Origin of the sequence: Marinimicrobium sp. ARAG 43.8 (genome assembly GCF_050113635.1) — a bacterium.
Lineage (GTDB): Bacteria > Pseudomonadota > Gammaproteobacteria > Pseudomonadales > Cellvibrionaceae > Marinimicrobium.
Window position 1 is genome coordinate 297,357 of sequence record NZ_JBNJLT010000005.1, and the last position, 24,871, is coordinate 322,227.

17 protein-coding genes are annotated in these 24,871 nt (G+C 57.9%); 8 read left to right on the top strand and 9 right to left on the bottom strand.

All coding sequences use genetic code 11. The annotated features are described in order from the left end of the window. Positions 1-2 precede the first annotated feature (2 nt). From ACQCLF_RS12030 to ACQCLF_RS12045, 4 genes are all read right to left on the bottom strand, one after another. Positions 3-3,107: an efflux RND transporter permease subunit gene (locus ACQCLF_RS12030; RefSeq protein WP_426987565.1), complete on the bottom strand. Its 3,105-nt coding sequence runs from the start codon at positions 3,105-3,107 to the stop codon at positions 3-5. A gap of 15 nt (positions 3,108-3,122) precedes the next feature. Beyond that, on the bottom strand, positions 3,123-4,259 hold the full coding sequence (locus ACQCLF_RS12035) for an efflux RND transporter periplasmic adaptor subunit (protein WP_426987567.1): 1,137 nt from the start codon (positions 4,257-4,259) through the stop codon (positions 3,123-3,125). Continuing rightward, positions 4,256-5,629, bottom strand: a complete 1,374-nt coding sequence (locus ACQCLF_RS12040; protein ID WP_426987569.1) for a TolC family protein — start codon at positions 5,627-5,629, stop codon at positions 4,256-4,258. Before ACQCLF_RS12040 ends, ACQCLF_RS12035 begins: the two co-directional genes overlap by 4 nt. Positions 5,630-5,728: 99 nt before the next feature. Next, on the bottom strand, positions 5,729-6,067 hold the full coding sequence (locus ACQCLF_RS12045) for a hypothetical protein (protein ID WP_426987571.1): 339 nt from the start codon (positions 6,065-6,067) through the stop codon (positions 5,729-5,731). Positions 6,068-6,505: 438 nt separating this feature from the next. Between ACQCLF_RS12045 and ACQCLF_RS12050 the strand changes: the two genes are divergently transcribed. Continuing rightward, a complete protein-coding gene (locus ACQCLF_RS12050; RefSeq protein ID WP_068810574.1) occupies positions 6,506-7,525 on the top strand; it encodes a DNA-binding protein in 1,020 nt (339 codons plus the stop codon). Positions 7,526-7,755: 230 nt separating this feature from the next. Then, a complete protein-coding gene (locus tag ACQCLF_RS12055) occupies positions 7,756-8,319 on the top strand; it encodes a flavodoxin (RefSeq protein ID WP_426987573.1) in 564 nt (187 codons plus the stop codon). 29 nt (positions 8,320-8,348) lie between these two features. Here the strand turns inward: ACQCLF_RS12055 and ACQCLF_RS12060 are convergent, their stop codons facing one another. The 3 genes from ACQCLF_RS12060 to ACQCLF_RS12070 all read right to left on the bottom strand — a co-directional run bounded on the left by ACQCLF_RS12060 (position 8,349) and on the right by ACQCLF_RS12070 (position 13,588). Further along, positions 8,349-9,491 carry a rhomboid family intramembrane serine protease gene (locus tag ACQCLF_RS12060; protein ID WP_426987575.1) on the bottom strand — a complete coding sequence of 381 codons (1,143 nt, stop codon included), beginning with the start codon at positions 9,489-9,491 and terminating at the stop codon, positions 8,349-8,351. A gap of 115 nt (positions 9,492-9,606) precedes the next feature. Next, entirely contained in the window at positions 9,607-11,886 is a 2,280-nt protein-coding gene (locus ACQCLF_RS12065; RefSeq protein ID WP_426987577.1) for an ATP-dependent DNA helicase, read from the bottom strand. After that, positions 11,879-13,588: a VRR-NUC domain-containing protein gene (locus tag ACQCLF_RS12070; RefSeq protein ID WP_426987579.1), complete on the bottom strand. Its 1,710-nt coding sequence runs from the start codon at positions 13,586-13,588 to the stop codon at positions 11,879-11,881. The genes ACQCLF_RS12065 and ACQCLF_RS12070 overlap by 8 nt, the downstream gene beginning before the upstream one ends. A gap of 170 nt (positions 13,589-13,758) precedes the next feature. Here ACQCLF_RS12070 and ACQCLF_RS12075 point away from each other — a divergent pair, with 170 nt between their 5' ends. Beyond that, on the top strand, positions 13,759-16,893 hold the full coding sequence (locus ACQCLF_RS12075; protein ID WP_426987581.1) for a glycoside hydrolase family 15 protein: 3,135 nt from the start codon (positions 13,759-13,761) through the stop codon (positions 16,891-16,893). Here ACQCLF_RS12075 and ACQCLF_RS12080 read toward each other — a convergent pair. Together ACQCLF_RS12080 and ACQCLF_RS12085 are read right to left on the bottom strand one after the other, a co-directional pair. Next, positions 16,890-17,396: a hypothetical protein gene (locus ACQCLF_RS12080; RefSeq protein WP_426987583.1), complete on the bottom strand. Its 507-nt coding sequence runs from the start codon at positions 17,394-17,396 to the stop codon at positions 16,890-16,892. The two genes, ACQCLF_RS12075 and ACQCLF_RS12080, sit on opposite strands and share 4 nt — an antisense overlap. 86 nt (positions 17,397-17,482) lie before the next feature. Then, positions 17,483-17,833 (bottom strand): hypothetical protein, encoded by a 351-nt coding sequence (locus tag ACQCLF_RS12085; protein ID WP_426987585.1) that lies wholly within the window; start codon positions 17,831-17,833, stop codon positions 17,483-17,485. 149 nt (positions 17,834-17,982) lie between these two features. Between ACQCLF_RS12085 and ACQCLF_RS12090 the strand changes: the two genes are divergently transcribed. Genes ACQCLF_RS12090 through ACQCLF_RS12110 form a run of 5 tightly spaced genes read left to right on the top strand, consistent with a single transcriptional unit; the run spans position 17,983 to position 24,819 of the window. Further along, complete coding sequence (locus ACQCLF_RS12090) at positions 17,983-18,603, top strand: biotin/lipoyl-binding protein (protein WP_426987587.1); 621 nt, start codon at positions 17,983-17,985, stop codon at positions 18,601-18,603. Then, positions 18,501-19,214 carry an efflux RND transporter periplasmic adaptor subunit gene (locus ACQCLF_RS12095; RefSeq protein WP_426987635.1) on the top strand — a complete coding sequence of 238 codons (714 nt, stop codon included), beginning with the start codon at positions 18,501-18,503 and terminating at the stop codon, positions 19,212-19,214. The genes ACQCLF_RS12090 and ACQCLF_RS12095 overlap by 103 nt, the downstream gene beginning before the upstream one ends. Next, positions 19,214-22,384 carry an efflux RND transporter permease subunit gene (locus ACQCLF_RS12100; RefSeq protein ID WP_426987589.1) on the top strand — a complete coding sequence of 1,057 codons (3,171 nt, stop codon included), beginning with the start codon at positions 19,214-19,216 and terminating at the stop codon, positions 22,382-22,384. Before ACQCLF_RS12095 ends, ACQCLF_RS12100 begins: the two co-directional genes overlap by 1 nt. Positions 22,385-22,408: 24 nt before the next feature. Next, a complete protein-coding gene (locus ACQCLF_RS12105; RefSeq protein WP_426987591.1) occupies positions 22,409-24,388 on the top strand; it encodes a CASTOR/POLLUX-related putative ion channel in 1,980 nt (659 codons plus the stop codon). After that, positions 24,385-24,819 (top strand): Dabb family protein, encoded by a 435-nt coding sequence (locus tag ACQCLF_RS12110; RefSeq protein ID WP_426987593.1) that lies wholly within the window; start codon positions 24,385-24,387, stop codon positions 24,817-24,819. The genes ACQCLF_RS12105 and ACQCLF_RS12110 overlap by 4 nt, the downstream gene beginning before the upstream one ends. Positions 24,820-24,871 lie beyond the last annotated feature (52 nt).

Here is a 24,871-nt window from a genome sequence, read left to right on the forward strand (position 1 = left end):
CCTCAAGACGTTGAGTTGTCGCCGTTGGAACGATCGGCGAACCAGGGGTAGAGAGCTGGCAGAATCACCAACGTTAGAATGGTCGCGGTTACCAGCCCACCAATAACCACGGCTGCCAAAGGTCGCTGGACTTCGCTGCCCGTCCCAGTGGCAAACAGCAATGGCGCCAAGCCCAGACCCGTGGTGACAGCGGTCATGATGACCGGACGCAAGCGCGCCATTGCGCCCTGAACACAGGCTTTCGCCATGGGCACACCATCGCGCACCAACTCGTTCAGGTAACTGACCAGTACCAGGCCGTTTTCCAGCGCAATACCGAACAGGGCGATAAAACCCACGGAGGCCGGTACCGACAGGCTCAGCCCTGCCAGCCACAACGACACAATACCGCCGACCAGGGCCAGAGGAATATTGAGCATGATCAGCAGTGCATTGCGCAGTGAACCGAAGTTCGCGTACAGCATGAAAAATACCAGCGCCAAGGTAATCGGAACCACCACCATCAGGCGTTTGTTGGCCTGCTGCTGAAGTTCGAATTGCCCGCCCCATTTCAGGAAATAGCCTGGAGGAAGGTCCACCTGCTCGGCAATGACCCGGTCCGCCTCGGCCACATAGGAGCCAATATCCCGGCCACGCACATTGGCCTGAACGGTGATAAAGCGTTGGTTGTTCTCCCGGGTGACTTGCCGTGGACCAACCACTTCTTCCACGCTGGCCAGTTCGCTGAGAGGAATCTGCTGGCCCTGTTCGTTGCGAACCTTCAGGTCCCGAATGACGTCGGTTCGGTCTCTTGAAGACTCTTCCAGGCGTACGTAGATATCGAACCGGCGAATACCTTCGAACACCTGACCGGCGCTGTCACCACCCACGGCAATGCTGATGGTTTCCTGCACCTCCGACACATTCAGGTTATAGCGGGCAATGGCCTCCCGGTCCAACTTGATTTGCACCTGGGGCGTACCACCCACCTGGTCCTTCTGCACGTCTTCCCCGCCAGCGACTCGACGCATCACCTCGGCAATCTCCGTTGCCTTCTGATCCAGAACGGTCAGGTCGTCACCGAAGAGCTTGGCCGCCAATTCGGCTTTGGTCCCGGTCAATAGCTCGTCCACGGCGGCGGCAATGGGCTGGGTAAAGTTAAACTTGGTGCCGGGAAAGTCTTCAAACTCGGCACTCATGGCGGAGTAAAGGCCATCAAGCGTCTCCGCCGTTTGCCACTGATCCTTGGGTTTTAGCCCGACAAAGATTTCCGCGTTGTTCACCGGGTCGGCATGCGCCCCCACTTCACCGCGGCCTAAGCGGGTTACTACCTGGGTCACTTCGGGGAAGCGCTCCAGGAGCTGGCGCTCAAACAGGGTCATGGACTGTTTGGCTTTATCCAGGGAGATGGAGGGGGCCATGGTGGCACGAATCAGCAGATCCCCCTCGTTGAATCGGGGCACAAACTCGGAACCGAGACGCGGACCGACAGCCACCCCGACGGCTAAGACAACACCGGCGATAGCCACCCCAATCCAGCGGCGCCGGATAATACCGTTCAGGAGCGGTCGGTACCCACGGGCGATAAAGCCAATCAAGCCGCCGGGCTCACTGGACGATTGCGCCGATTTCGGGCGGCGCATTAACAGTGAGGCCGCCACCGGCGCCACCACCAAGGCGAAAATCAGGGAGCCCACCATGGCCAGCGACACGGTGTAAGCCAGGGGTCGGAAGGTCGCGCCTTCCACGCCCTGCAAGCTGAACAGGGGCAGAAACACCACGATGATAATGCTGATGGCAAACACTATCGGTCGGGCTACCGCTTGACTGGCTCGCGCCACAAGGTGCATGCGCGACTCATCTGGGGAGGATTCGCGCAAGAGCCGGTCAATGTTCTCCACTACGACCACGGCACCGTCCACCATCATACCAATGGCAATCGCCAGGCCACCGAGGGACATGAGGTTGGCGGAAATCCCAAACCACTTCATGGCAATTAATGCCAGACACACCGAGAAGGGAATCGACAAGGCCACCACCAGGCTGGGGCGCCAACCGCCCATAAAGGCGAGCAACACGATCGCAACCAACGCAATACCCTGCAACAACGCATTGGTAACGGTGGAGACGGCGGCTTCAACCAGCTGTGCCTGATCGTAATACGGACTGACTTCAATGCCCTCCGGCAAATTGGCGTTGATGGTTGCCAGCTCGTCCTTCACGGCACTGATCACGTTGGAGGTGTTGGCGCCAATCAGCTTGAGCACCATGCCGACCACGGCTTCGCCTTTGCCATCCTTGGTGGTCAGCCCCCGACGAATTTCACCGCCAATAGTCAGGTCACCGAGCTGATGCAGGTAGACCGGCACACCATCGACGCTTTTGACCACGATGTTGCGCAAGTCATCCAGATTTTCTGCCAGACCGACGGAGCGAACGATGTATTGCTCGTCGTTCTGGATGATAAACTGGGCCCCCGCGTTGGCGTTGTTCGCCTCGATCCGACGTTTGACCTGCGGCAAGGAGATGTCATAGCGCAACAGCGCCTTGGGATCAATGCGCACCTGGAACTGTTTGACGTTGCCGCCGATGGACAGCACTTCGGTCACGCCCTTGACCGTCTGTAGGTTGAACTTGACGATCCAGTCCTGGATTTCACGCATTTCGGTGCGGCTATACTCGCCGCTGGTGTCTTCCAGAACGTAGAACAGAATCTGCCCAAGCCCAGTAGTAATGGGCCCCATGACCGGCTCACCAAACCCGTCGGGAATCGCCTCCCGCGCTTGCTGTAAACGCTCACTGACCAGTTGTCGGGCGAAGTAAATGTCGGTGCCATCCTCGAAATAGATGTTCACTACCGACAGGCCGAAGTTGGACACTGATCGGACGTGATCCAGCTTCGGCAAACCGTTCATGGCGCTTTCCAGAGGGTAGGTCACATACTTTTCGACCTCCTCAGGGGCCAACCCTTCGGTTTCAACAAATACTTGTACCAGCGAGGGTGAAATGTCCGGGTAGGCGTCCACCGGCAGGCTTCGATAGGCGGCATAGCCGCCGATTACGGTGGCCAGTGCAATCACCACCACCAGCAGCCGGTTTTGCAGCGCGGCTCGAATAATCGCTTGCATAAAAACCTCCGAGTGCTAGTGGTTGTGGCCCGATTCGAATTCGCTCTTGAGCAAATCCGCTTTCAGTGTGAACCCGCCTTTGGCGACGTATTGTTCACCCGTCTCAAGTCCGGACTGGATGATGACCTGATCCCGGTCTTTTGCCCCGAGCGTTACCGGCCGGGGATGCCAGCTCTCCCCCTCGCGCACAAAAACCACCTGGCGGCCCTCATACTCAATCACGGCGGTCCGTGGAACCACCACGCCCCCTTGCGACTCGGATAGCGTTACCTCGGCCTCAATGAACATTCCGGGCTTCCATTTGCCCGAAGCGTTGTCGAGGAAAACTCGGGCCAGGCCGGTGCGCACCTGCTCGCTGACCACGGGATCCAGGTAGTCGATCTTGGCATTGACGGGGTCGGGACCGAACGCTGTGGTGATTCGAACCGGCTGCCCCTTTTGCACGTGCCCTATCTGCCGTGGGTAGAGCGCAATATCAACCCAAAGCGTTGAGAGGTCCGCCACGAAAAACGCTGCGTCTGTAGGCTGGATCTGCTCGCCCAGCGTTGCGGACCGGTCGATGACCGTGCCACGTATGAGCGATTTTAGAGGGAATCGCTGTAGCGTTTGGGAGCTTTCACCGACGGCCAATGTATCGCCAGCGTCCACGGAATCACCGATTCGGGCACTGACATCGACAACCTGGGCCGGGTAGCGAGGGCTGACCCGGGCAACCGTTTCCTTGTTCAGGCGAACTTCACCGGGCAGGGAGACCGTCTGGCGGACTGTACCGGGACCGGCGATTCTGATTTCTCCACCCAACGCCTTTAACGTTTCGGCATCAACAGAGGCGCCCTGCGCTTCGTGTTCATCGTGACCTCCATGCCCTTCATGCGCGCCCTCAGTGGCCTCCTCGTGGTCTTTCTCGCCTTCATGACCCTGGTGGTCAGAGTGCTGCTCCTTGTTGCTGTGACTTTCTTGTTCACTGTGATCCTCGTGAGCACCGCTTTCCTCATGATCACTGGGCTCATCAGCACCGTGCTCCTGCTCGCCATGGGCTTCTTCACCGTGTGCTTCGTGATCGTCTTCCTGCGCTTGTAGGTTGATGCTTACGCCGGATAGGGTCAGCATCATACTGATCGTTAAAATCCAGACATTCGATAACGGCTTCATGATTCACCTGCTTGTTCATTGTAGGGACGGGGCTCTGGTTCAGACGCTTCGTAGGGTTCTGTGGCCCCCTCGATTCCATTGGGGGCCAAGGTCCACTGTCCTGTCAGGCCCGTGCCAGTCAGTTGTTCCAGCGTTACCAGCGTTTGGTGGAAATTGACGGCCGCCTTGAGGGCATCACGCTCTACCGCCAGACGTTCCCGCCGAGCGTCCACCAGTTCAAGATAGGTATACAAGCCCTCCCGATAACCTCTGCGAATGCTGTCAAGCGCGGCGCGCGCCGAAGGCAGTGCCTCACCTCGCAAGCGAAGCGCGGTGCTACGAAACACCTCAAGTTCCTGGTAAAGCCGCTGGATTCGGGCCATCAAATGCACCCGAGTGGCTTTCTCTTCCAGCGCTAGTTGCTCGTATTCCGCCCGACGGGCTCGGACTTCGCCCTGGTTGCGATCGCTGACGCCGAGCGGCATGGACAGGCTTAGGGTAAAGGCGTGGTCGTTGGTTTCCTGCACCTGCTTGACGCCTACTCCGACCCGAAGGTCCTGCCGACCCCGGGCCCGCGCCAGTTGCAATTCCGCTTCGCGCAGTCGTCTTTCGGTGATATAGCGGGACAGTTGCGGCGCGTTTTCCAGGTGACGACGAACCTGGTTGAACTCAGGCAGTGCCACAAGTTGGTACAAGTCGGCGCGGACCTGTTCAAAATCCGGCTCGCTCTCTCCCCACTGAGCGGCCAGCGCCACTCGCGCGGACGCCAGTTGCTGCCGGGCCGAGTCTACGGCGAGCTCGGCCCGTGTGACCGCAATGGCCGAGCGTTGAAGTGAGGCGTCACTTGTTGTTCCCGCCTGGACACGCTGCCGGATGGTCTCCCGGCTTTCCCGCGCCAGTTCCAGCGACAGCTCCGCCAGTTGGATGTTTTGCTGGGCTTCGGCAACGCTGAGAAAGCGGCGTACAGTTTCCGCGAGCACCTGCCAGCGGACTTGCCGGTAGTCGCTGTCCACCAGATCGGTGCGGTAGCGGGCGACCTCCTCGCGCCGTCCGCGCTTACCGCCCAATTCGATCAGTTGGCTCAGCACCAGCGAGGCTTCGGCCGAGTCCGTACCGGCAAAGCGGCCGCTGCCGCCGATGTTTTCCACTTCAACGGCCAGTTCCGGATTGGGGATCAAACCCGCCTGGAGCTCACGGGCCTCTGCGGCGCGCCGACGGTAGGGAAACTGCGCCAGCTCGGGATGGCGTTCCAGTGTGTGGGCCAACGCTTCGTTCAGCGATAGGGGGGCTGAACCCGCTCCGGCGGGCGCGGCGGCCATGGCCAGCAGCAAAGCCCAGAGCCCCAATACCCCATGCCGCCCGGACGGACGGGTGAATAGAGAGTGAAACATGTGTTACCTGCCTGATATTTCAGTGGTAGAAATGTGCCGATCTGCACCGGGTCAAGCGCCGGGCAAGAACAATCGACAGAGGATCTCTAGGGAGTGAAATCAGGCAATGGGAGGGGGCACATCCGGTGCCATAAAATGCTGAGGGGGTAACGGCAGTTGTTCCGCCTGCCAGCGGTGACCGGTGGGCAGGTGAGATCCATACCCGCCCGTCTCAACGAAAAACAGATGGGCGTGGGCGTGACAGCTATGGCTGTGAACGCAGCTACCCCCAGGGGGATGAGAGTGGTTGGCGTGGTCGGCGCTGACGTTACCGTCAGCGCTAGCCAAATGTTCCAACGCCGCCTCGTCTCCCGTCGCCAGCTCATGCAAATCCGCCGCGAACACGAGGTTCGCGACGGCTACCAGCATTAAAAACAGGATCAGAGAGCTTTTCTTCATGTAGTTGAGTTTACTTGCAAGCAATCAGACAATACAACTCCTTTCCCGTTTACGGGACCGCGCGTCTGGCTGTCACGGTCCGCTAGCCGCCTTCGACAAGCCGTAGGCGATGACTTCCTTGTAGAGCGGATAGGCCTTCGAAGTCGAGGTCATCTCTTGAGTTGTGTGGAGTAGAGCCATGCCCGCATCACCTTGAAGATCAAGGGATTTGAAGTCAGGGCTAGCGGTTTGCAGCAACCTCTTCATGACTTACTTGGTCTGGAAACATCTGTACCTGTACAGATTTTGGCGTCGGTTTGCGCAAAAAACGTTCTAACATCAGATAATGCTTTATTATCTTGGGTTAAATTAGGTCTATTCAAAGCTCCCATTACCGCCTAATATAGTACGTATATACATATTACGTATCACAGTACGAAATAAACAGGAGAGGACAGCATGGCTCGTGGCGGTATCAACAAAGCATTGGTGGCCAAGGCCCATCAGGCCGTTCTAGCCAGGGGAGAAAACCCCTCCATTGACGCGATACGCATAGAGCTCGGTAATACCGGCTCCAAATCAACGATTCATCGCTATCTCAAAGAGCTGGAGGAGGAGGCGTCCACCAGACTCGATGATGAGGCCCTATTGAGCCAGCCCATTAAGGACCTCATTGCGCGCCTGGCATCGCGCCTACAGGAAGAGGCACACGACATCATCGATGAAAGTAAAAGCCGCTATGAACACCGGATCAAAGAGCTCTCTGACCGCTGCGCCGCGCTCACTCAAGAGGCTGGCCAACTGGCCGATCAGCAGACAGCGTTGAAATCGCGCCTTGATGAGACGAGTGAGCAATTGGCTGCCAAATCCGCGGCCTGCGATGCCTTAGATAAACAGCTCAACGAGGTGGGTCAGCGCGAGGCCAGCAGGGCGGCGCTGCTCAAGGAAAAGCAGGCTCATATCGAATCCCTTGAGGAAAAGCACCGTCACAGCCGGGAGGCACTGGAGCATTATCGTGAATCGGTGAAAGAGCAGAGGGATCAGGATCAGCGCCGGCATGAGCAACAAATTCAGCAGCTTCAGGCCGAGATTCGCACGTTAAACCAGACAATTTCCGTCAAGCAGGGCGATTTAACGCAGCTCAACAAGGACAACGCGCGCTTGGTCAGCGAGCTGAGCGCTGCACGCAAAGCAACACAGGACCTCGAATCGAAGCTTAATCGGACTGACGCGAAGCTTGAAGATGCCAATAAGCAATTGCAAACCCAGTCGACGGATCTGCAGCAGTACGCCGACAGCGCTCAGCGCCAGGCCTCGCAAATTGATGAGCTGACGCAACGCCTTGAATCGGCGCAAAGCAAGGTGCAAGATTTTACCGTCAGCCAGGCCAAACTGGAGGCTGAGCTATCGGTTAAGAACGATATGATTGAGCGCCTAATGGCTGAAAACCGGCGCCAATATGACGAACCGGCCACGTAAGCGGGAGGTGATCCAGGATTGCTTCTAGATGTCCAATATTTTCCTTTAAAATCAATGAGATGTAGAGTTAGTGGCTGGATTTTACAGCTTTACCGGCCGGACCTCCTGTGGGTTATCCGGTGATTTTGTAACAAATGTAACTCCTGTGGCATAAGTCGGCTTTATTGATAATAATTATCATTACATTAGCTGAATCCCATTGGCGTGGGTGTGATCACAGGAGTTTTATTTTGTCTTCCTTGCACGATTCATCCTTACATAATGCGAACGTAGCACTGATTTTTGGCACCGATACCGGGAACACCGAAGAAGTTGGCGATAAAATTTGTACCGCTCTAGCGGCTCACGGCATCCACGCCGACATGATCAATGTGGTGGACGTTTCCGCCGAGCAGCTTGAGGCGTTTGATATGCTGATTATGGGGATTCCTACCTGGGATTTTGGCGGTATTCAGGCCGACTGGGAGAACTTCGAAGAAGACATCCTCTCCAGCCGACTCAGCGGTAAAACGGTGGCGCTGTACGGGTTGGGCGATCAATTTGGCTACGGGTTTTACTTTCTCGACGCCATGGGCTGGCTGAATGAGCGCGTGCTGAAAGCCGGTGCGCAAACCATCGGCGCCTGGCCCACCGACGGTTACGACTTCGACGAGTCCAAAGCGGTGAATGCGGATAATTCCCTCTTTTGCGGACTGGCCATCGACGAGGATCAGCAGTTCGAGTTCACCGATCAACGCATTCAACAATGGGTGGATCAGATCGTGAGTGAGTACAGCCGAGCGAACGCGGCGTAAACCGGCTGCGTCGTCAAGCAGCCCGACCTTCACCGGGCGGGCTTTTCTCCCTGTAACCGCGCGCGAAAACGCTTGAAACGATCCAGGTGAATTTCCGGGCGGTTTAACAGATCAAGCATAGGGTTGCGCGCCCTCACCCACCGGTTCATTAGCAAACCAACGAGCAAGCCAAACGCAAATCCACCGAGGTGCGCCCAATAGGCTACGCCTACATCGCCCATCCACATTCCCAGGATGTTGGTTCCGCTCCAGATCAGGAAGTACCAGTGCGGTGCCACTTTCACCTGGAATACAAAGACCATGAACGTCAGGCTGGCATAGCGGAACCACACCAGGTACATACCAAACAGCGCGGCAATCGCGCCACTGGCACCGACCAATAACAACGGCCCGGAACCGGTATCGAAAAACGCCCACTCGGTCAGCGCGGCGACCACACCCGACACGAGATAGAGCGCGAGATAACGCCAATGGCCCACCGCATCCTCCACATTATCGCCAACGATCCAGAGGAAATACATATTGCCGATCAGATGCAACCAGCTGCCGTGCATAAACTGACTGGTGACCAACTGTGCCGTTTGCAACAAGCCGTTCGGTGTTTCGCTGTTGAAGCCCAGTGTCATTAACAGGCGCAGTTCGAGATCCGCCGAAAACTGACCCACCACAAAGAGGATCGTACACAGCGCTATGATGCTCCAGGTCATCCAGGGTGTGATGTGCGGCTTGAGGTTGTACTCAACAGGCATGCGCGTCAAAAACTGAAACACCCAGGAGCGCCAGCTCACCGATTGCTTCAGATGATTCAATGCCCGCTGCATCTGGGGCGAATGCAGGGCACCCTGCACCTCTTCCCGGTCGAGCCAGATGCCATTGCACGTTGGGCAGCAGTCCACCTCCACCTCGTATTGTTCGAGAAGATGAAAGCGCTCCATAAACTTGCTGCACCGCAGACACAGCCGGTCACCGAGGCCGACTTTGTCGCCCAGGAATTCCTCGTGGTTGTAGCGCTCAATATTGTCGTGTTTATGCACGATGGCACGGTTCAATGAACCGTCTTCAAACCACACGCCTTTGCAGTCACGGCATTCGAGAACACGCTGACGCGCTACACGGGATTCAACCAGCGTGTAGGTGACACAGTGGGGACAACGGGATTTTGACGACGCCACCTATTCGATCTCCATAAAACATGCACCGACATGACTCTGCGATTAAGAACACGCGGCGGATTCTGCCGGAATTTCACCGGGTTTCCAAAAGGGATGTGTTGAACTGTGAAACGAGTCACTGTCCCTCAGTTGGCGTCCACCAGTCCGGCAGCAGGCGTTGTACTTCGTTGCGGCAAAAGCGATCATCAATCAGATACACCACGCCGGAATCCTGCTCGCTGCGAATCACACGCCCGGCCGCTTGAACAACCTTGCGCAAGCCCGGGTACAGGTAGGTGTCGTTGTAGCCTTCTCCAAACAAGGTATGCAGCCGTGCCTTCAAGGCTTCATTAATCGGGTTCACTTGTGGCAGGCCCAGCGTCGCCACAAACGCGCCGATCAATCGCTGGCCGGGTAGATCAATGCCCTCGCCAAATGCGCCGCCCAGCACGGCCAGCCCGATGCCCTGCCCCTCGCTGTGAAACTGCTCGACAAAGGCCTGGCGATCCGCTTCGCTCATTTGCCGTCGCTGTGCCCGAACGGGCAGGCTCGCGTAATGCGCCTGCAGGTAGTCCTGCACTTGCTGCAAGTAGTGATAACTGCTGAAAAACGCCAGATAGTTACCCGGCTGCCGCTGGTATTGCTCATGAATCAGCGCGGCAATCGGGGCGACCGACGCTTCCCGATCCGCGTAGCGTGTGGAAATGTGACGGGCAATGTGAACGCGCAACTGCCCGGCTTTAAAAGGTGATGGCATGGACATGGCCACGGTGTTGTCGGGCAGCCCCAGCAAATCCCGGTAGTAACGGGACGGTTGCAACGTGGCGGAAAACAGGGTGGCGCTGTGGGCCGCTTCAAATCTGGGGCGCAGCCGTTCGCTGGGCACCAGGTTGCGTAAACTCACCACCGTCCCCCTGGCGCGGCGACTGCTGGACCCTCGCGATGAACCCCATTCGACGTCGCAGAGAAAGTGCACGTCGTCGAAGAGATCCGCCACCCGGATAAATTGCGTGGCATCAAAGTAAAACCGCATCAAATCACTGTCGAGGGCAAACGGGTGCTCCGTCAGGTAGTCGCTGATGGCGGCGGTGGCCAGCTGCAAGCTCTGGAGCAATGCCTCCGGCAAACCGGCCTGCACGATGAACGCCTCTCCCTCAGGCTGCTCACGGTTCAGGGCGTTCCACTGCCGGTTCACACGCTCCAGTGCGGTCTTGAGCGCCTTGGGGGCCTGCTTCTTGACTGCCCGAAAGACGTGTTGATCCAGGCTGGCGGAATACATACTGCGGGCGCGTTCCACCAGGTTGTGCGCTTCGTCCACCAGTACCGCCGTGCGCCAGCCTTGCTGGGTGGTGAGCGCGTAAAGCATGGCGCTCTGATCGAAAAAGTAGTTGTAATCACCGATGACCAGATCGCTCCAGCGCGCCATTTCCTGAGAAAGGTAATAGGGGCAGATATGGTGTTTTAACGCCAGCTCGCGCAGACGCGCCTGGTCGAGCACTGTCTCGTGCACTGCGTCTTGCCGCGCCGCAGGCAGCCGGTCATAAAAGCCTTCTGCCAACGGGCAGGACTCGCCGTGACAGGCTTTATCCGGATGCTCGCAGCTCTTTTCCCGGGCCACCAGCTCCAGAGTCCGCAGCTCCGGCAGGTTAAGTTTTGCCGCGCTTTCCAGCGCCAATTGCCGTCCCGGCGTTTTGGCTGTCAGAAACAGCAGTTTATCCAGCCGCTGCGGTGCGATGGCTTTTACCAGAGGAAAGAGTGTGCCCAGCGTTTTACCGATACCCGTTGGCGCTTCCGCCAACAGGCATCGGCCGCTGGCCGCGCCCCGATAAACCGCCTCGGACAGTGGCCGCTGGCCGTGGCGGAACGTGGCATAAGGAAAATCCAGGGCCGTCGCCGACTGGTGAAGCGCCTCGCGGTGGTGTAATTCCTGGCGCGCCCAACTTAAAAATTCCTTACATTTTTCTTTAAAGAAATTCTCTAACTCATTGCTATTAAAGGATTCCTTTAGCAAATCCTCTTGTTGAGAAACCACATTAAAATACACCAGAGCAATATCCAGCTGTGCCAGCGCCTCCGACTGGCACAGCAGCCAGCCGTACAGCTTGGCCTGGGCCCAGTGCAGCTCCCGGTGGTTGGCGGGCATCAAGGCCAGATCACCGCGAAAGGTCTTGATTTCCTCCAGGCGGTTTCGCTCTGGGTCATAGCCATCCGCCCTGCCCCGCACGGTCAGTTCTTCATAGTGGCCACTCAGGAACACCTCCGTTCGATACGTTCCGCCGCGCCGGCGCGTCACAATCTGGTGTCCCTCCATGCCCTCGCGCGCCGTGGGCGACGGGGTAAAGCGCAGATCGAGATCTCCGGCTTTTGCGGTAAACTCGCACAATGCCCGCACCGATACCGTGTAGTGCTCAGTCATCCGTGTTTCCGTCCTGCCAGGTGACGTAGCAGACTGACACGGGCATGCCATGCTCGACAAAAAATGCCAGCCAACGCTTCTGGTTATCCTGGAGGCGGTCACCGGGCCCTTTGACTTCGATCATCTCGTAGCGGCTCTCGTCAGGATAGAAGCGAATCAAGTCGGGGAATCCGGCCCGGTTGGCCTTGACGTCACGCAACAAACGCTGGAAGCAGAGTTTCAGATGCGACGCTGGCAAACATTTCAAAGCCAAATGCAGTAACGGCTCATCCAGAGCGCCCCAGAACACAAACGGAGACTGTCGCCCCCACTTCTGTCCGTATACCTGTACGATCTTCTCGCGATAGGAACCGTCATCCAACGACGCCAAACAAGCATCGAAAGCGTCGGCCCGCCGGGCGTAAAACTCTGGCCAGGTTAAGTCCGCTGGACCTCGCTGAAAGGGGTGGAAAAAAGCACCCGGCAGTGGCTGAAACACCGGCTCCCAGCACAACAGCCCAAACAGGCTGACCATCAGCGTGTTCTCCACGTAAAACACCGGGGCCTCGGGTGTACTCAAATGCAGCAACACGGAGCGCTCCACGGAGTCGGATCGCGGTAAAACGTATTGCGTGACCGGCACATCCGGGGCGGGTGAACGCGGCGTTTTTTCCCCAAACAGTTTGCGGCGCAGCCGGGGCAGTAGCCGTTCCAGTTGTTGTGCTTCGGCATCGCTCTCGGGGTTTTGCGCGGCGGTTTCGGCTCGTGCCAGCGCGAAATCAAACGCTTCCTGTCGCTCCAGCACACGCAGAAGACGACCGCGTGCGCCTGGGTAGGTACAGGTTTCGTAGAGCGCCCTCGCCTGCGTCAGCTCCCCGAGGCGCTCCCACTCCCGCCCCAGTTTGAACAGCAGCCGGTGGTAGTGGCGTTTCAGCCAGGGATTCTGCGTGGGGGCCGTCGGCAGCCGGGGCAGAATGGCTTCCGGCGACAGGTCTTCCTCCCAGGCGGCGCGGCACTCCAGCAGTGCCCAATAATGCAGCAACTCGGCTTCCGAGTGCATGGGACGAATCTGCTCATCAAACGCCACGGGCTCGTAATCGAACAACCCCAGTTCGGTCAGCACAAATTCGGACCAATCCTGATAGGCGTTACCGAAAAACAGCCAGCGCACGCGGTCGCATTGGGGCATCACGGTCAAATGCCAGAGCGCCCCGGCCTCCAGCCCCCACTCGCGGGCGTTTCGATCCGGCCATTGCTCCGCTTCCAACATGGCCAATGCCTGTGCCTTTGAGGTACTGGAGGGAATGCCCGCCTCGGCAAAGGTGGTTTGCAACAGCGGCTTGAGGCGGGGCCAGGTGAGCACAGCAAACAAGGATTCCATCGAGAGGCAGTCCTCTTCGGCCAGCCATCCCTTTTCCAATAAAGGCGCGGCGGCCTCCGACAGATCGCCAAGTTCCGGGTAATTCAGTGAATCCGGTCGAAACCACTCGCCCTTGCGCATGACCAGACGCACCAATAAACCGCGACTCGCCTCCGGCAGCGCCAGAACGTCTTCGATAAACCCGGCTTCACGTTCTGGAAGAAGATCGTTGTACCGTTCCCGCACCCAGTGCAGCACCCACTCGAAGTTGCGCCGGTAATACAGCGGGTCATCCAGGCTGGCCGGCCCCTGGAGCTGGCCGGGGGACTGGCTGGAAGACTGAATGTCGACGGGTTTGTTCACAACGACTCCCGAAAGGTGGTCCGGCACGGCGGCTGGGCACAGTTTATGCTTGCTTAAGTGGTGGATGACGAGGCATTAAAAGCCTCAGACAACCGGAAAGATTGTCATATCCGCCAGAGTATTCTATCAATATACTGAAGACGCTTTCCCGCTCGGAGTCAGGTGGGCCTATGAACAGCAAATCGGTACTCAACCGACTGTTTCAGGATATCGAAACAGTCATTCTCAGTCGCCAGCACCCTGTTACGGGGCTGCTTCCCGCCAGCACCAGCGTCAATCACCACGGCGACTACACCGATGCGTGGGTGCGCGACAATGTCTACTCCGTGATCTGTGTCTGGGCGCTGGGCATGGCCCTGCGCCATGCGGGTGACCAGAACCGGAGCGATCAACTGGAACAGGCCACCATCAAGCTGATGCGGGGGCTGCTCCAGGCCATGATGCGACAGTCCGCCAAGGTCGAGGCATTCAAAGGCTCTCTGGACCCCAAGGATGCCCTGCACGCCAAATACGACACCGAAACGGGACTGACCGTAGTGGCGGACGACGCCTGGGGGCATTTGCAGATCGATGCCACGTCACTCTACCTGTTGATGCTGGCCCAAATGACCGCCTCCGGCCTGCGTATTGTGACGACTTTCAGCGAAGTCGACTTCGTGCAAAACCTGGTTTACTACATTTCCAGCGCTTACCGCACGCCGGACTACGGCATCTGGGAACGCGGTAACAAAATCAACAATGGCAAGACCGAAATTAACGCCAGTTCGGTCGGCATGGCCAAGGCCGCGCTGCAAGCGCTCGATGGGTTTAACCTGTTCGGCGCCAACGCCGACAAGCGCGCCACCATTCACGTGGTGGCGGATGCGATTTCGCTGGCCCGCACCACGCTGGCCTCGCTGTTGCCGAGAGAGTCCGTGTCCAAGGAAGTGGACAGTGCGTTGCTCAGCATTATTGGTTTTCCCGCGTTTGCCGTCAGCAGCGAACAACTGGTCACCCGCACCCGGGATGATGTGCTCGCCAAACTCGGCGGCGCTTACGGCTGCAAGCGCTTTATCTGGGACGGCCACCAGACGGCGATTGAGGAAACCTCACGCATTTACTACGAGCACTCCGAGCTGGTGAACTTTGAACACATTGAATCCGAGTGGCCCCTGTTTTTCACGTATTTGTACATTCAGGCATTGTTCGATGGCAACGAGACCACGGCGCGTCACTATCGGAAAAAACTTGATTCCCTGATGGTCAACAGCAACGGCACCCAACTGTTGCCGGAGTTGTACTACCTGCCCAAAGAAAACATTGCCGCTGAGAAAAAACAACCCGGTTCACAGGTTCGCCGTCCCAACGACAATGTGCCGCTGGTGTGGGCACAAAGTTTGTACTGGACAGGGTTGATGTTGCACGAAGGACTTCTGGAGCCGACCCACCTTGATCCGCTGTCGTTGCGGCAGCGCGGTACACGATTTATCAAATCCCATATTGCCCTGGTCGTGCTCACCGACAACGACACCACCAAGAAAAACCTGTCCGAACACGGCGTCATCGCCGAGACGTTGCAGGATATTCAGCCGATCACCGCCCTGTCCGCCCCCGAGCTGGTCAAAGCCTACGGCAGCGTCGGGGCGAACGCGGCGCTGGGGTTGAGTGGTCGACCCGCTCGACGCCTGCAAAGCCTGGCCAGCTCGCAGACGTACCAAATCAACGGCAAGGTGTATTTAAGTCTGTCCTGGCTGCAAAGCGAAGACAATGATTACCGACTGTACGATGCACGCTGGTTCAGTGACAGCCTGGCCCATGAGATTGAACACATCCGCAAACACTGGATCAATCAGGAGGTGGCGGTTTTCACGCTGTTGCTGACGCACGAGTTGTGCCAGATGCCGAATCTGGAGCATTTATTAGGTGCGATTCGCGCCCTGCAATTGCGCACCGAACACGAGCATGTGGGATACGCATCGGCCAACCTCGCTTACCGCGCCTCTCGCGTGAATCAGTTGAGTATTCATGATCTTTCCCTGAGTGCCCAGGAGCCTCGCCCCTGTCGGCAGTGCCGCAGCCACTGGGATCAGTTGGACGATAACGCACAAGCGCTGTGGGAAATGTTTGCGCAAGCACCGGAGCATGAGGTCTACGATCAACTGCAACACTTCCTGAAGAATCGCCCGTTGGGCGATGTAATTGGTCAACACCAGGGCCAACCCATGACGGTGCAACAGTGGCTTGAAACGCTCTACCGCCAGGCGCGGGAGTTGAATCGCTGGTTGCTGGCGCGGTTTTGTTTTGCCGCACTGGAACGCTTTCATCGCGACCTTGCCGGCAGCCTGTCCGTGTTGGCTGTACGCCATCTGCGCATTGCGCTCGGGGACCCCGGCCACGAATTCATGGTCAGCGCTCACTTGAACAACGATGAATTAATGGACGGATTACAGCGCACCTATAGCGACCCGGTAGAGCGCACACTGGCCCAGGAAATGCTCGCCCAAATCGGTTCGCTGGTAAGAACCCATCCTGAACTGTTTGACGGCCTGCGCTCCATTCATTTGCATCGCTTTATGCAGTTATGTTTGCGTCAGGGACACATCAGCGATGACTTCTGCTCATTGGATGAACTGGGTATTCTGCCTCCCTCCGCTGTGATGCAACGGTTGGTAGATATCCTGACTTACCAGCGGCGAATTTTTTCGGAAGAGGTCAGCCTCAGCGCCGGTCTGGAAGCACGCGCGAATCAGGGATTATCAATCAGCGACGCCATTCAGTCGCATGCGGTGGACGCCGACTGGTTTGAATGGCGCCTCTCGCGGGGGCTGGTAACACGTTTGGACAATGATTTTCTCAAAGCGATCTGGCAGAGTCTGTCCCACGCTACCATTTTGGAGTTCGGTGACCGGGACAGTGACGACTCTACTCTGGATTGCGAACTCGTGCGCAGCTCTATGACGTCCGGCGAGGAAAGTTTCGCCCAGTTGATTGACCGGCTTACCCAGCAGCTGCATCCCGGCTACTACAAAAGTGCCGTCGTCGAGGCACTGTATGTGTTCACCCAGTATTGCCAGAAGCATCCGGAGGCGTATTTCGAACAACCGGTGGTGTTCAGCGAAATACTGGAGGCCGCCGCCCGCCAGTTTGTCAGTGATCGACGTCAGCCGAGCGATGGAAGCGAACAGGAAGGTGAAGGCAGACAGGCACAAGCGGCTGAGCCACACCGTGACCTGGACCGCTTGCTGGACCAGCCCCCGGCGGTGTTGCAATCCTACGTAAAGCAGGTGTTCAGTGGCATGCAACAGGCCGCCGCACAGCCGGCTTAACGAAATACGTCGTTGGCGTCGACCGCATAGTAGCGATCATCGTCAATGGCGTCTCGCGACAACGTCTGATCCATCAGGTCGTTCACATCGGCAATAATGCGGCGCACCATGTCTTCCGGGTCGCCGCGCACCACCGCCTCGCGCATCGCTTCACCCCAAATGGCCAGATGGCGGGTTTCAATGCGCCGCGAGTCCACGTCCTTGGCCCACTCCCCGGCAATAATTTTGCCCGTGTCGTTCAACTCACGAGTCAGTTCCAGGCGAGCCAACGGATCGGCAACGTGCGCCATCACATCCGGAACGAGATCGTTCCAGCCTTGGCCGTACAGCCGCCAGCCCACATAGAACCGTTTGATCCAGAGCAGATATTCGCGCTCGGATTGCACCGCCCGGTTCGCGTCATCCTCTTCATACAGTGCCGCGAACTCGGCCCGTGGCGGTATCGAGTCGGGCCAGGCCGCTTCACTGACCTCCGGACGCCAGGCCGCGCAGCTGGTTAGCAACCAGCAAAAACCCGCCAAAAAGCAAAGGCGGGCATACGGAAGAAAGGAACGGAGGGGCTTATCAAAAGTCATTAGCTTAACGATCATTAACGCTTGGGATCACTCTGGCCATCATTGCTTTCCACAGAATAATCGCCCTCAATGACGTTGCCCCGACTCCGCCGGGTGTCGCCCCGGCCATGGCGAGCAGCCTGTTCCGCACGGGCGCGCATCTCTTCGGTGCGCTTGCGCATTCGACGGCGCAAGAACGGCATGGCCAGCCATCCCACCAACAGGAAAACCAGCGCCACAACGAGCCCGATTATCATCATTACGCCAAACACCAGCCAGGCCAGAAATAGTTTTGGCCCACGCCAGCGTGAGCTGGATTGTGCCCGCGCACGCCACTGCTGGGCAGAGCGCCAGGCCGCGTTGCGTTGATTGAATTGATCGTTCATAACTCTTGTCCGTATCAAACAGTGAAAATGCACCGATTTATGGGTTTACAGTAACATAAAACGAGGCGGCCCAGGTTTCCCATTGGCGCCTATCCCTGTATCCTGAGCCCTTGTGTATAAGCATTTCCTATAGGTGGAGACGTAAACGCATGTCCCAGATTTGCACGGTAGCGCGCGGCAAACCGCTTTCGCACCGATTCTTTATCCGACTCCACCGACACACAAAGTTCCCTCACTGTTTACGAGCCCCGCTGGTCCTGGCCCGCGCCCTTTCCCGCACCGCGCGGCGCTCTTTCGGCGCCAGTTTGCTGGCGGTGCTGGCGCCGCTGGAAACTCTGGCGCAAAGTCAGGGAGGACCGCGTGTGGAAGCCGTGCGAGTGCTCGAGCAGCCGCTGATTGATACGGTGCCACTCACCGGTTCGGTCACTGCCGAACGGCGATCCCAGTTGTCCGCGCAAGTTGCCGGGCTGGTACACACCTTGGCGGTGGACACGGGTGACCGCGTAAGCGAAGGCGATGTACTGATGACACTGGACGACGAGCTGGTGGCGATTGACCGCGACCGTGCACGGGCCGCTCTTGCTCAGGTAGCCGCCCAGCGCGAAGACAGCACTCGTCGGCTTGAAGAGGCGCAGGCCCTACGGGATGGGGCTATGCCGCGAGCGACATTCGCGCGCTCGAAGCCGAGCAGCGAGGCCAAACAGCGGCCCGCGACGCGGCGGCCGCCGAACTACGCCGACTGGAGGCCGAACTTGAGCGTCACCAGTTAACAGCACCTTATGATGGTGTAGTCAGCAGCCGACAGATCGATATCGGCGAGTGGGTAACCCCCGGTGACCCACTGTTGGAGCTGGTGGCCAGCGAGTCCCTGCGAATCCACTTTCAGGTGCCGCAGCGCTATTTCCCGCAGATCGCCGAGTCCGCCGAGGTCGCCTTGCGTTTTGATGCCTACCCGAACGACGCCTATGTGGGACAGATTCACCGTAAAGTCCCGCTGAGCGAGCCCGGATCACGCACTTTCCTGCTGCGTGTGAATCCGCCCAAGGAATCCCCGCTGCTCATTCCCGGCATGGCCACGTCCGGGGAACTTCGTTTGGATACCGAACGCACCGGGCTCGCCGTGCCGAGAGATGCACTGATCCGATACCCCGATGGCCGCATCACCGTGTGGGTCGCGCAAAGTGGCTCAGAGGGGGCCGAGAGCAATGTGACCGAGCAGCGCATCACCACCGGCATGAGCGCCGATGGCTGGGTGGAGATACGCTCCGGCCTCTCCGACGGCGATGTGGTCATTACCCGGGGTAATGAAGCGCTGCGGGAAGGACAAACGGTCATGGTGCAACGCGTCAGCGCCCGCGAATCACGGGATGGAGCTGGCTGATGTTTGCACACATCGTTCGTCACGGTATTCTGGTTACCGTCACCGTCCTGATTCTTTGCGTACTTGGCATACTGGCCGCCCTGCGCATCCCCGTCCAAATGATTCCGGACCTTGAAGTCCGCACCATTTCCATTCGCACCACCTGGCCCGGCGCCACTCCCCAGGATATTGAGAAAGAAATTCTCATTGAGCAGGAAGAGTACCTGCGCAACATTCCCTACCTACAGGAAATGCAGAGCACGGCGGATTTTGGTTCCGCGCAGATCGAGCTGGAGTTTCCCTTCGGCGTCGATATCAATGAAACGCTGATTCGTGTCAACAATGCCCTCACCCAGGTGCCCTCCTACCCGGAGAATGTCGACGAGCCCAGTGTGTTCGCGACATCCTTCTCGGCCAACGCTTTCATGTACTTCCGGGTCTCGCCGCTGGAGGGCAATCCGCGCGATCTCGATATGGATATGATGCGCGATTACGTCGAGGACAATGTTCGACCGAGAATGTCCGGTGTACCCGGTGTGTCGGAAGTCAACGTCAGCGGCGGCGCCGAGCGACAAATCCAGATTCACCTCAATGCCGACCGGCTGGCGGAACGAGAGCTGGCACCCGGTCAGGTTCGCGACGCCATTCGGGCACGCAACCGCGATATTTCCGGCGGTGAGCTGGAAAGCGGCAAGCGACGCTATTTGTTGCGCACCATGGGACGCTTTGAAGAGCTGGAGGATCTGGAGAATCTGATTCTCTCTCGCCAGGGCGACAGCATCACTCGCCTTGGCGATGTTGCCGACATTACACTGGATCACTTCAAGATTCGCGAAAAATCCTACGTCGACGGCCGTCCGGTTATCACTCTGTCGGTCCGCCGGGAAAGCGGTTCGAATGTCATCGACATCAAAGATGCAATGATGTCCGAGATTGATCTCATCAATGGCGATCTGCTCAACCCGGAGGGCATGGAGCTGCAACTGACCTCCGATGATGTGCGCTATGTCCGCGATTCAATTTTCAACGTCTGGAAAAACCTGATCCTCGGGGCGCTGCTGGCAACGGCGATTATGTACGTGTTCTTGCGCTCCTTCCGAGCCACTGCACTGGGCGTGGTCGGCATTCCCATCTGTACCATTGCCGCTTTTTTGGGCCTTTTGCTGGCAGGCCGTACGATCAACGTGATCTCCCTCGCCGGTGTCGCTTTTGCCATCGGTATGACGCTGGATAACAGCATTGTGGTGCTGGAGAGTATTGAACTCGAACGACGCAAAGGTTTGAAACGACTGGAAGCGGCTGTGCGCGGTGTACAAAAAGTCTGGCCCGCTGTGCTGGCCTCGACCTTGACCACCGTCATGGTCTTTTTGCCCGTGGTTTTCATTGCGGAGGAAGCCGGTCAACTTTATTCCGATATCGCCATCGCCATCTCAGCATCTATTCTCGTATCCATGCTGGTGGCCATCACCGTTATTCCCACCGCCAGTGCCCGCCTTTCCCTCGACGATGCCGGCAGTGATCCCAATACACCACACCCGGTGCAAGCCGCCATTACCCGTCGTATTGAATGGCTGATTGCCCACTCGCGCCGACGTATGATCACCATGATTACGACGGTGTTGGTCAGCGGGGCTATCGTGGTGTTTCTAACCCCACCAGCTGAGTATCTCCCCGAGGGCGAAGAGCCCAAAACGTTTGCGTCAATGAACGCGCCGCCGGGCTACAATCTGGAAACCATGGAAGCGATTGGCCTGGAGTTGCAGGAAGCGCTCATGCCCTACGTGGACGCTGAGCCCGGCGACTATACCGGTGCTGATAATGCCAGCGGTGGTAAAGATGTACCGGCCATGGCGTACATCAACATGGGAATTACGCCGCAAAACCTGCGAATCATTACCGAGACCAAAGACCCGGCCATGATCGATGAACTGATGGAGGTTCTCGTGGAGCGCTACGAGGCCTATCCCGGTATGCGTTCGTTCGCCACCCGGGGGTCGATCATCAGCAGTAACGATGGCGGTACCCGAAGTGTGAACTTGGATATTTCCGGGCCCAATCTCGCCGACCTGTTCCAGGTGGCACGTGCCGCTTACGCCCGCGCCGAAGAGGTGTTCGACAACCCCAGCATCCAGACCATGCCATCCAGCCTGTCGCTGGCCCAACCGCTGATGGAAATACGGCCAGACTGGGAACGCATCGCCGAACTCGACCTCACCACTGACGATATCGGGTTCACTGTGTCGGCTCTGACCGACGGTGCCTTTGTGAACGAGTTCTTTCTGGCCGACGATAAAATTGATATGTACCTGTACAACCAGCAGGGGCCGGGCGCGCAAGTCGATACCTTGCAGAACATTGCCGTGCACGTGCCCGGCTTTGGCGTGTTGCCGCTATCGGATCTGGCGCGTATCGAAGAAACCGTTGACACCAGCTCGATTCGACGCCTGGATGGCAGTCGAACCGTTACGCTGTACATCATTCCTCCCCGCTCCGTGGCGCTGGAAACGGGGGTGGAGCGCGTGCGTGAGCAAATCGTTCGCCACTTGCAGGATAACGGCGAGGTCCCCACCGGAGTCACGCTCAACATCTCCGGTGCCGCTGATCAACTCGATGCGACCCGTGCCGCGCTGAGCAGCAATTACCTGGTCGCGCTGATCATCGTTTATCTATTGATGGTGGCAATCTTCACGCACTGGGGCTACCCGCTGCTCATTATGACCACCATTCCCCTGGGCATTGCAGGCGGCATTGCCGGACTCGCGCTGCTCAATCTCGTTGGCGCCGCCATGGGTGCGCTCGGGCTTGGGCGCATCAGTCAGCCGTTTGACATGATCTCCATGCTGGGCTTTTTGATCCTGATGGGTACGGTGGTGAACAATCCGATTCTGATTGTTCACCGGGCGCTGAGTAATCTTAAGGAAGAAGGCATGACCGCCATTGCGGCGGTGCAGGAGGCGGTTTCCTCGCGCCTGCGCCCCATTGCCATCTCTACGATTACGACCATAGTCGGGCTGGCACCATTGGTGTTTCTGCCCGGCGCTGGCAGCGAGCTTTACCGCGGGGTCGGCGTCATCGTCATGGCGGGCATTATCGGAGCGACGGTGGTGACACTCACCATGTTGCCGGCTTTGACCGTGGCAGTGCTAAACTGGATGGAACGGAAAAACCGTTATACTGACAGCCGAGTCTAAAGACATAAAAGGACAGGAACCTGCATGCTGCCTCCGTTACGTTTTATTGATCGCCTGAAGTTTTTTGTGGAACGTCAGTTCGTCAAAGGCGGCCCCTTCCAGTTGCTGGTGGTGGGCGCCATTATTGCCTTGATCTCTATTACCGGCGGGCTGCTGACCTTCCCCGCCGGAGAAGGCAAAAGCATTGCCGATGCCATCTGGTGGGCCTTTCTGCGCCTGACCGATCCCGGCTATCTCGGCGATGACGAAGGAAGCTGGGTACGCTTCGTCTCTACCCTCCTGACGTTAAGCGGTTATGTCGTGTTCATGGGCGCGCTGGTGGCCATTCTCACCCGCTCGCTGATTAACCGAATGACAGAACTGGAACGTGGCCTCACCCCCGTGGCCTACCGCAACCACGTGGTTATCCTCGGCTGGAGCAGCCGCACCCTGCCCCTGATTCGTGAACTGGTCGGCGCCTCTGATTCCATGCGCAGCCATTTGCTGGGCCGAAGCCGCTCCAGACTGAAACTGGTGGTGCTGGCAGAAGACATGTCGGCCGAACAGGCCCAGTTGCTGCGTAACGATCCAGAGATCGGTCGCAAGGCTCGTCAAATCGTACTGCGCTCCGGGAGTGCCTTGCAGCCCGACGCCCTGCACAGAGCCGCCTGTCTCAACGCCGCCGCTGTGATTATTCCCAGCCGTTCGCACGAACAGGACAGCCTGGTCAGCGCGGATGTGGAAACCATTAAAGCCTTGATGTCCCTGAACGCCCAGGCGCGTGCACGCGGTGTAAAACGCCCCTTCGTCGTGGCGGAAATTCAGGATTTGCGCAAGGTGCCCATCGCTCAGCGTGCCTACGAAGGACCATTGCAAGTTGTCGCCGGCGACGCGATGATTGCCAGCCTGATCGCACAGACACTGCTCCACCCCGGATTGTCCGCTCTGTATAACGAGCTGCTCACCGACCAGAGCGGCAATGAATTGTATGTACGCAGCGGACAACACTTTCAGGGCGAGACACTCGCGGCGATTGCTACGCGCTGTCCTCGGGCGCTGGTCTGCGGCATGCTCAGTCCACAGAAAAACGGCGGCTGGAATGTACGCCTCAACGCCCCTTCCAACACCCAGGTTGGCGAGAGGGACAAAGTGGTCATGATGGCGCTCGACTTTCGGGACACCGAGCCTGGCAGCGCCACACAGAGACGCCTCGAAACCGTAGAACGCAAGGCCCCTGACCCACGCTTCCTGCCCACTGGGCGGCTCTATCGCAAACGGATACTGATCCTCGGATGGAGTGCGCGCCTCCCGGCACTGATTCACGAGCTGGCGAGCTACCAGCAATATCAGTTCGACCTCGATATTGTTTCCATCGTGCCTGCGGAAGAACGTCGAACCCTGATTGAACGCTACCAACCAGAACAGGTTCGCGTTTCGTGCCGTCACATCGAAACGGACTTCATGCAGGAGGGTGAACTGCACGATATTGACCTGGCTCAGTACGACGGCATCACACTGATGAGCAGTGATTTGTTGGCCAGCGGTGAGGAAGCGGATGCGCGTGCGATTGTTGGGCAAAGTATTATTGAAGAGCATATCGGCCACCTCGAGAACCCGCCGCAAATATTATTGGAACTGAGCGATCCGGATAACGCGATTTTACTCGGCCAACAGCGCGCGGAAATGTTGATTAGCCCTCTGGTGCTTAGCCACCTGTTAGCTCAGGTCGCGCTGCGCCCGGAACTAAGAGCCGTATTTGATGAACTATTTACCGTCGGCGGGGCCGAAATTGTGTTTCGCAGCCCGGCCGAATACAGCATTGGAGGCGCATTGCCGTTCTGGAAACTGGAACGGTTGGCCGCGGAGCGAGGGGAAACCGCCATGGGGGTTTTTTACGCTCACGCTGTTGATGGTCGGCGTCTGCACCTGAATCCCGCGCGGGAAACCGCACTGGATTTTCAACCCGAAGATCAGTTGGTGATTCTCACCGATACTGGCATCCATAAAGGAGATTCTCAAGAATGACAGAACAACACCCCAATCGTCGGCAATTTCTCACCGGCGCAGCGGCCCTGGGCGCCGCCGCCGTCATCCCTGGTGCCGCGCAGGCACACAACCACGGAAACCACTCCGGTATGGTCAAGGTTCCCCCGTTGACTCACACGGTTTTCTTCTGGCTGAAAAACCCGGATTCCCAGGAAGATCGCGATGCGCTGATCAAGGGTTTAAAAACGCTTGAACAAATTGAAACCGTTCGCGGCATTCATATTGGCGTACCCGCCTCCACCGAAAAACGCGACGTGGTCAACAACAGCTATCAGGTTTCCGAACTGTTGTTGTTTGATGACGTAGAGGGACAGAACGTTTACCAGGATCACCCGATCCATGTGAAATTTGTGGAAGACTGCTCACACCTGTGGAAAAAAGTGGAAGTATTCGACTCCATGAAAGTATAGTGCGCACGCTTTTTTCCGAAAAAAAGGGCGGATACCAAGGTATCTGCCCTTT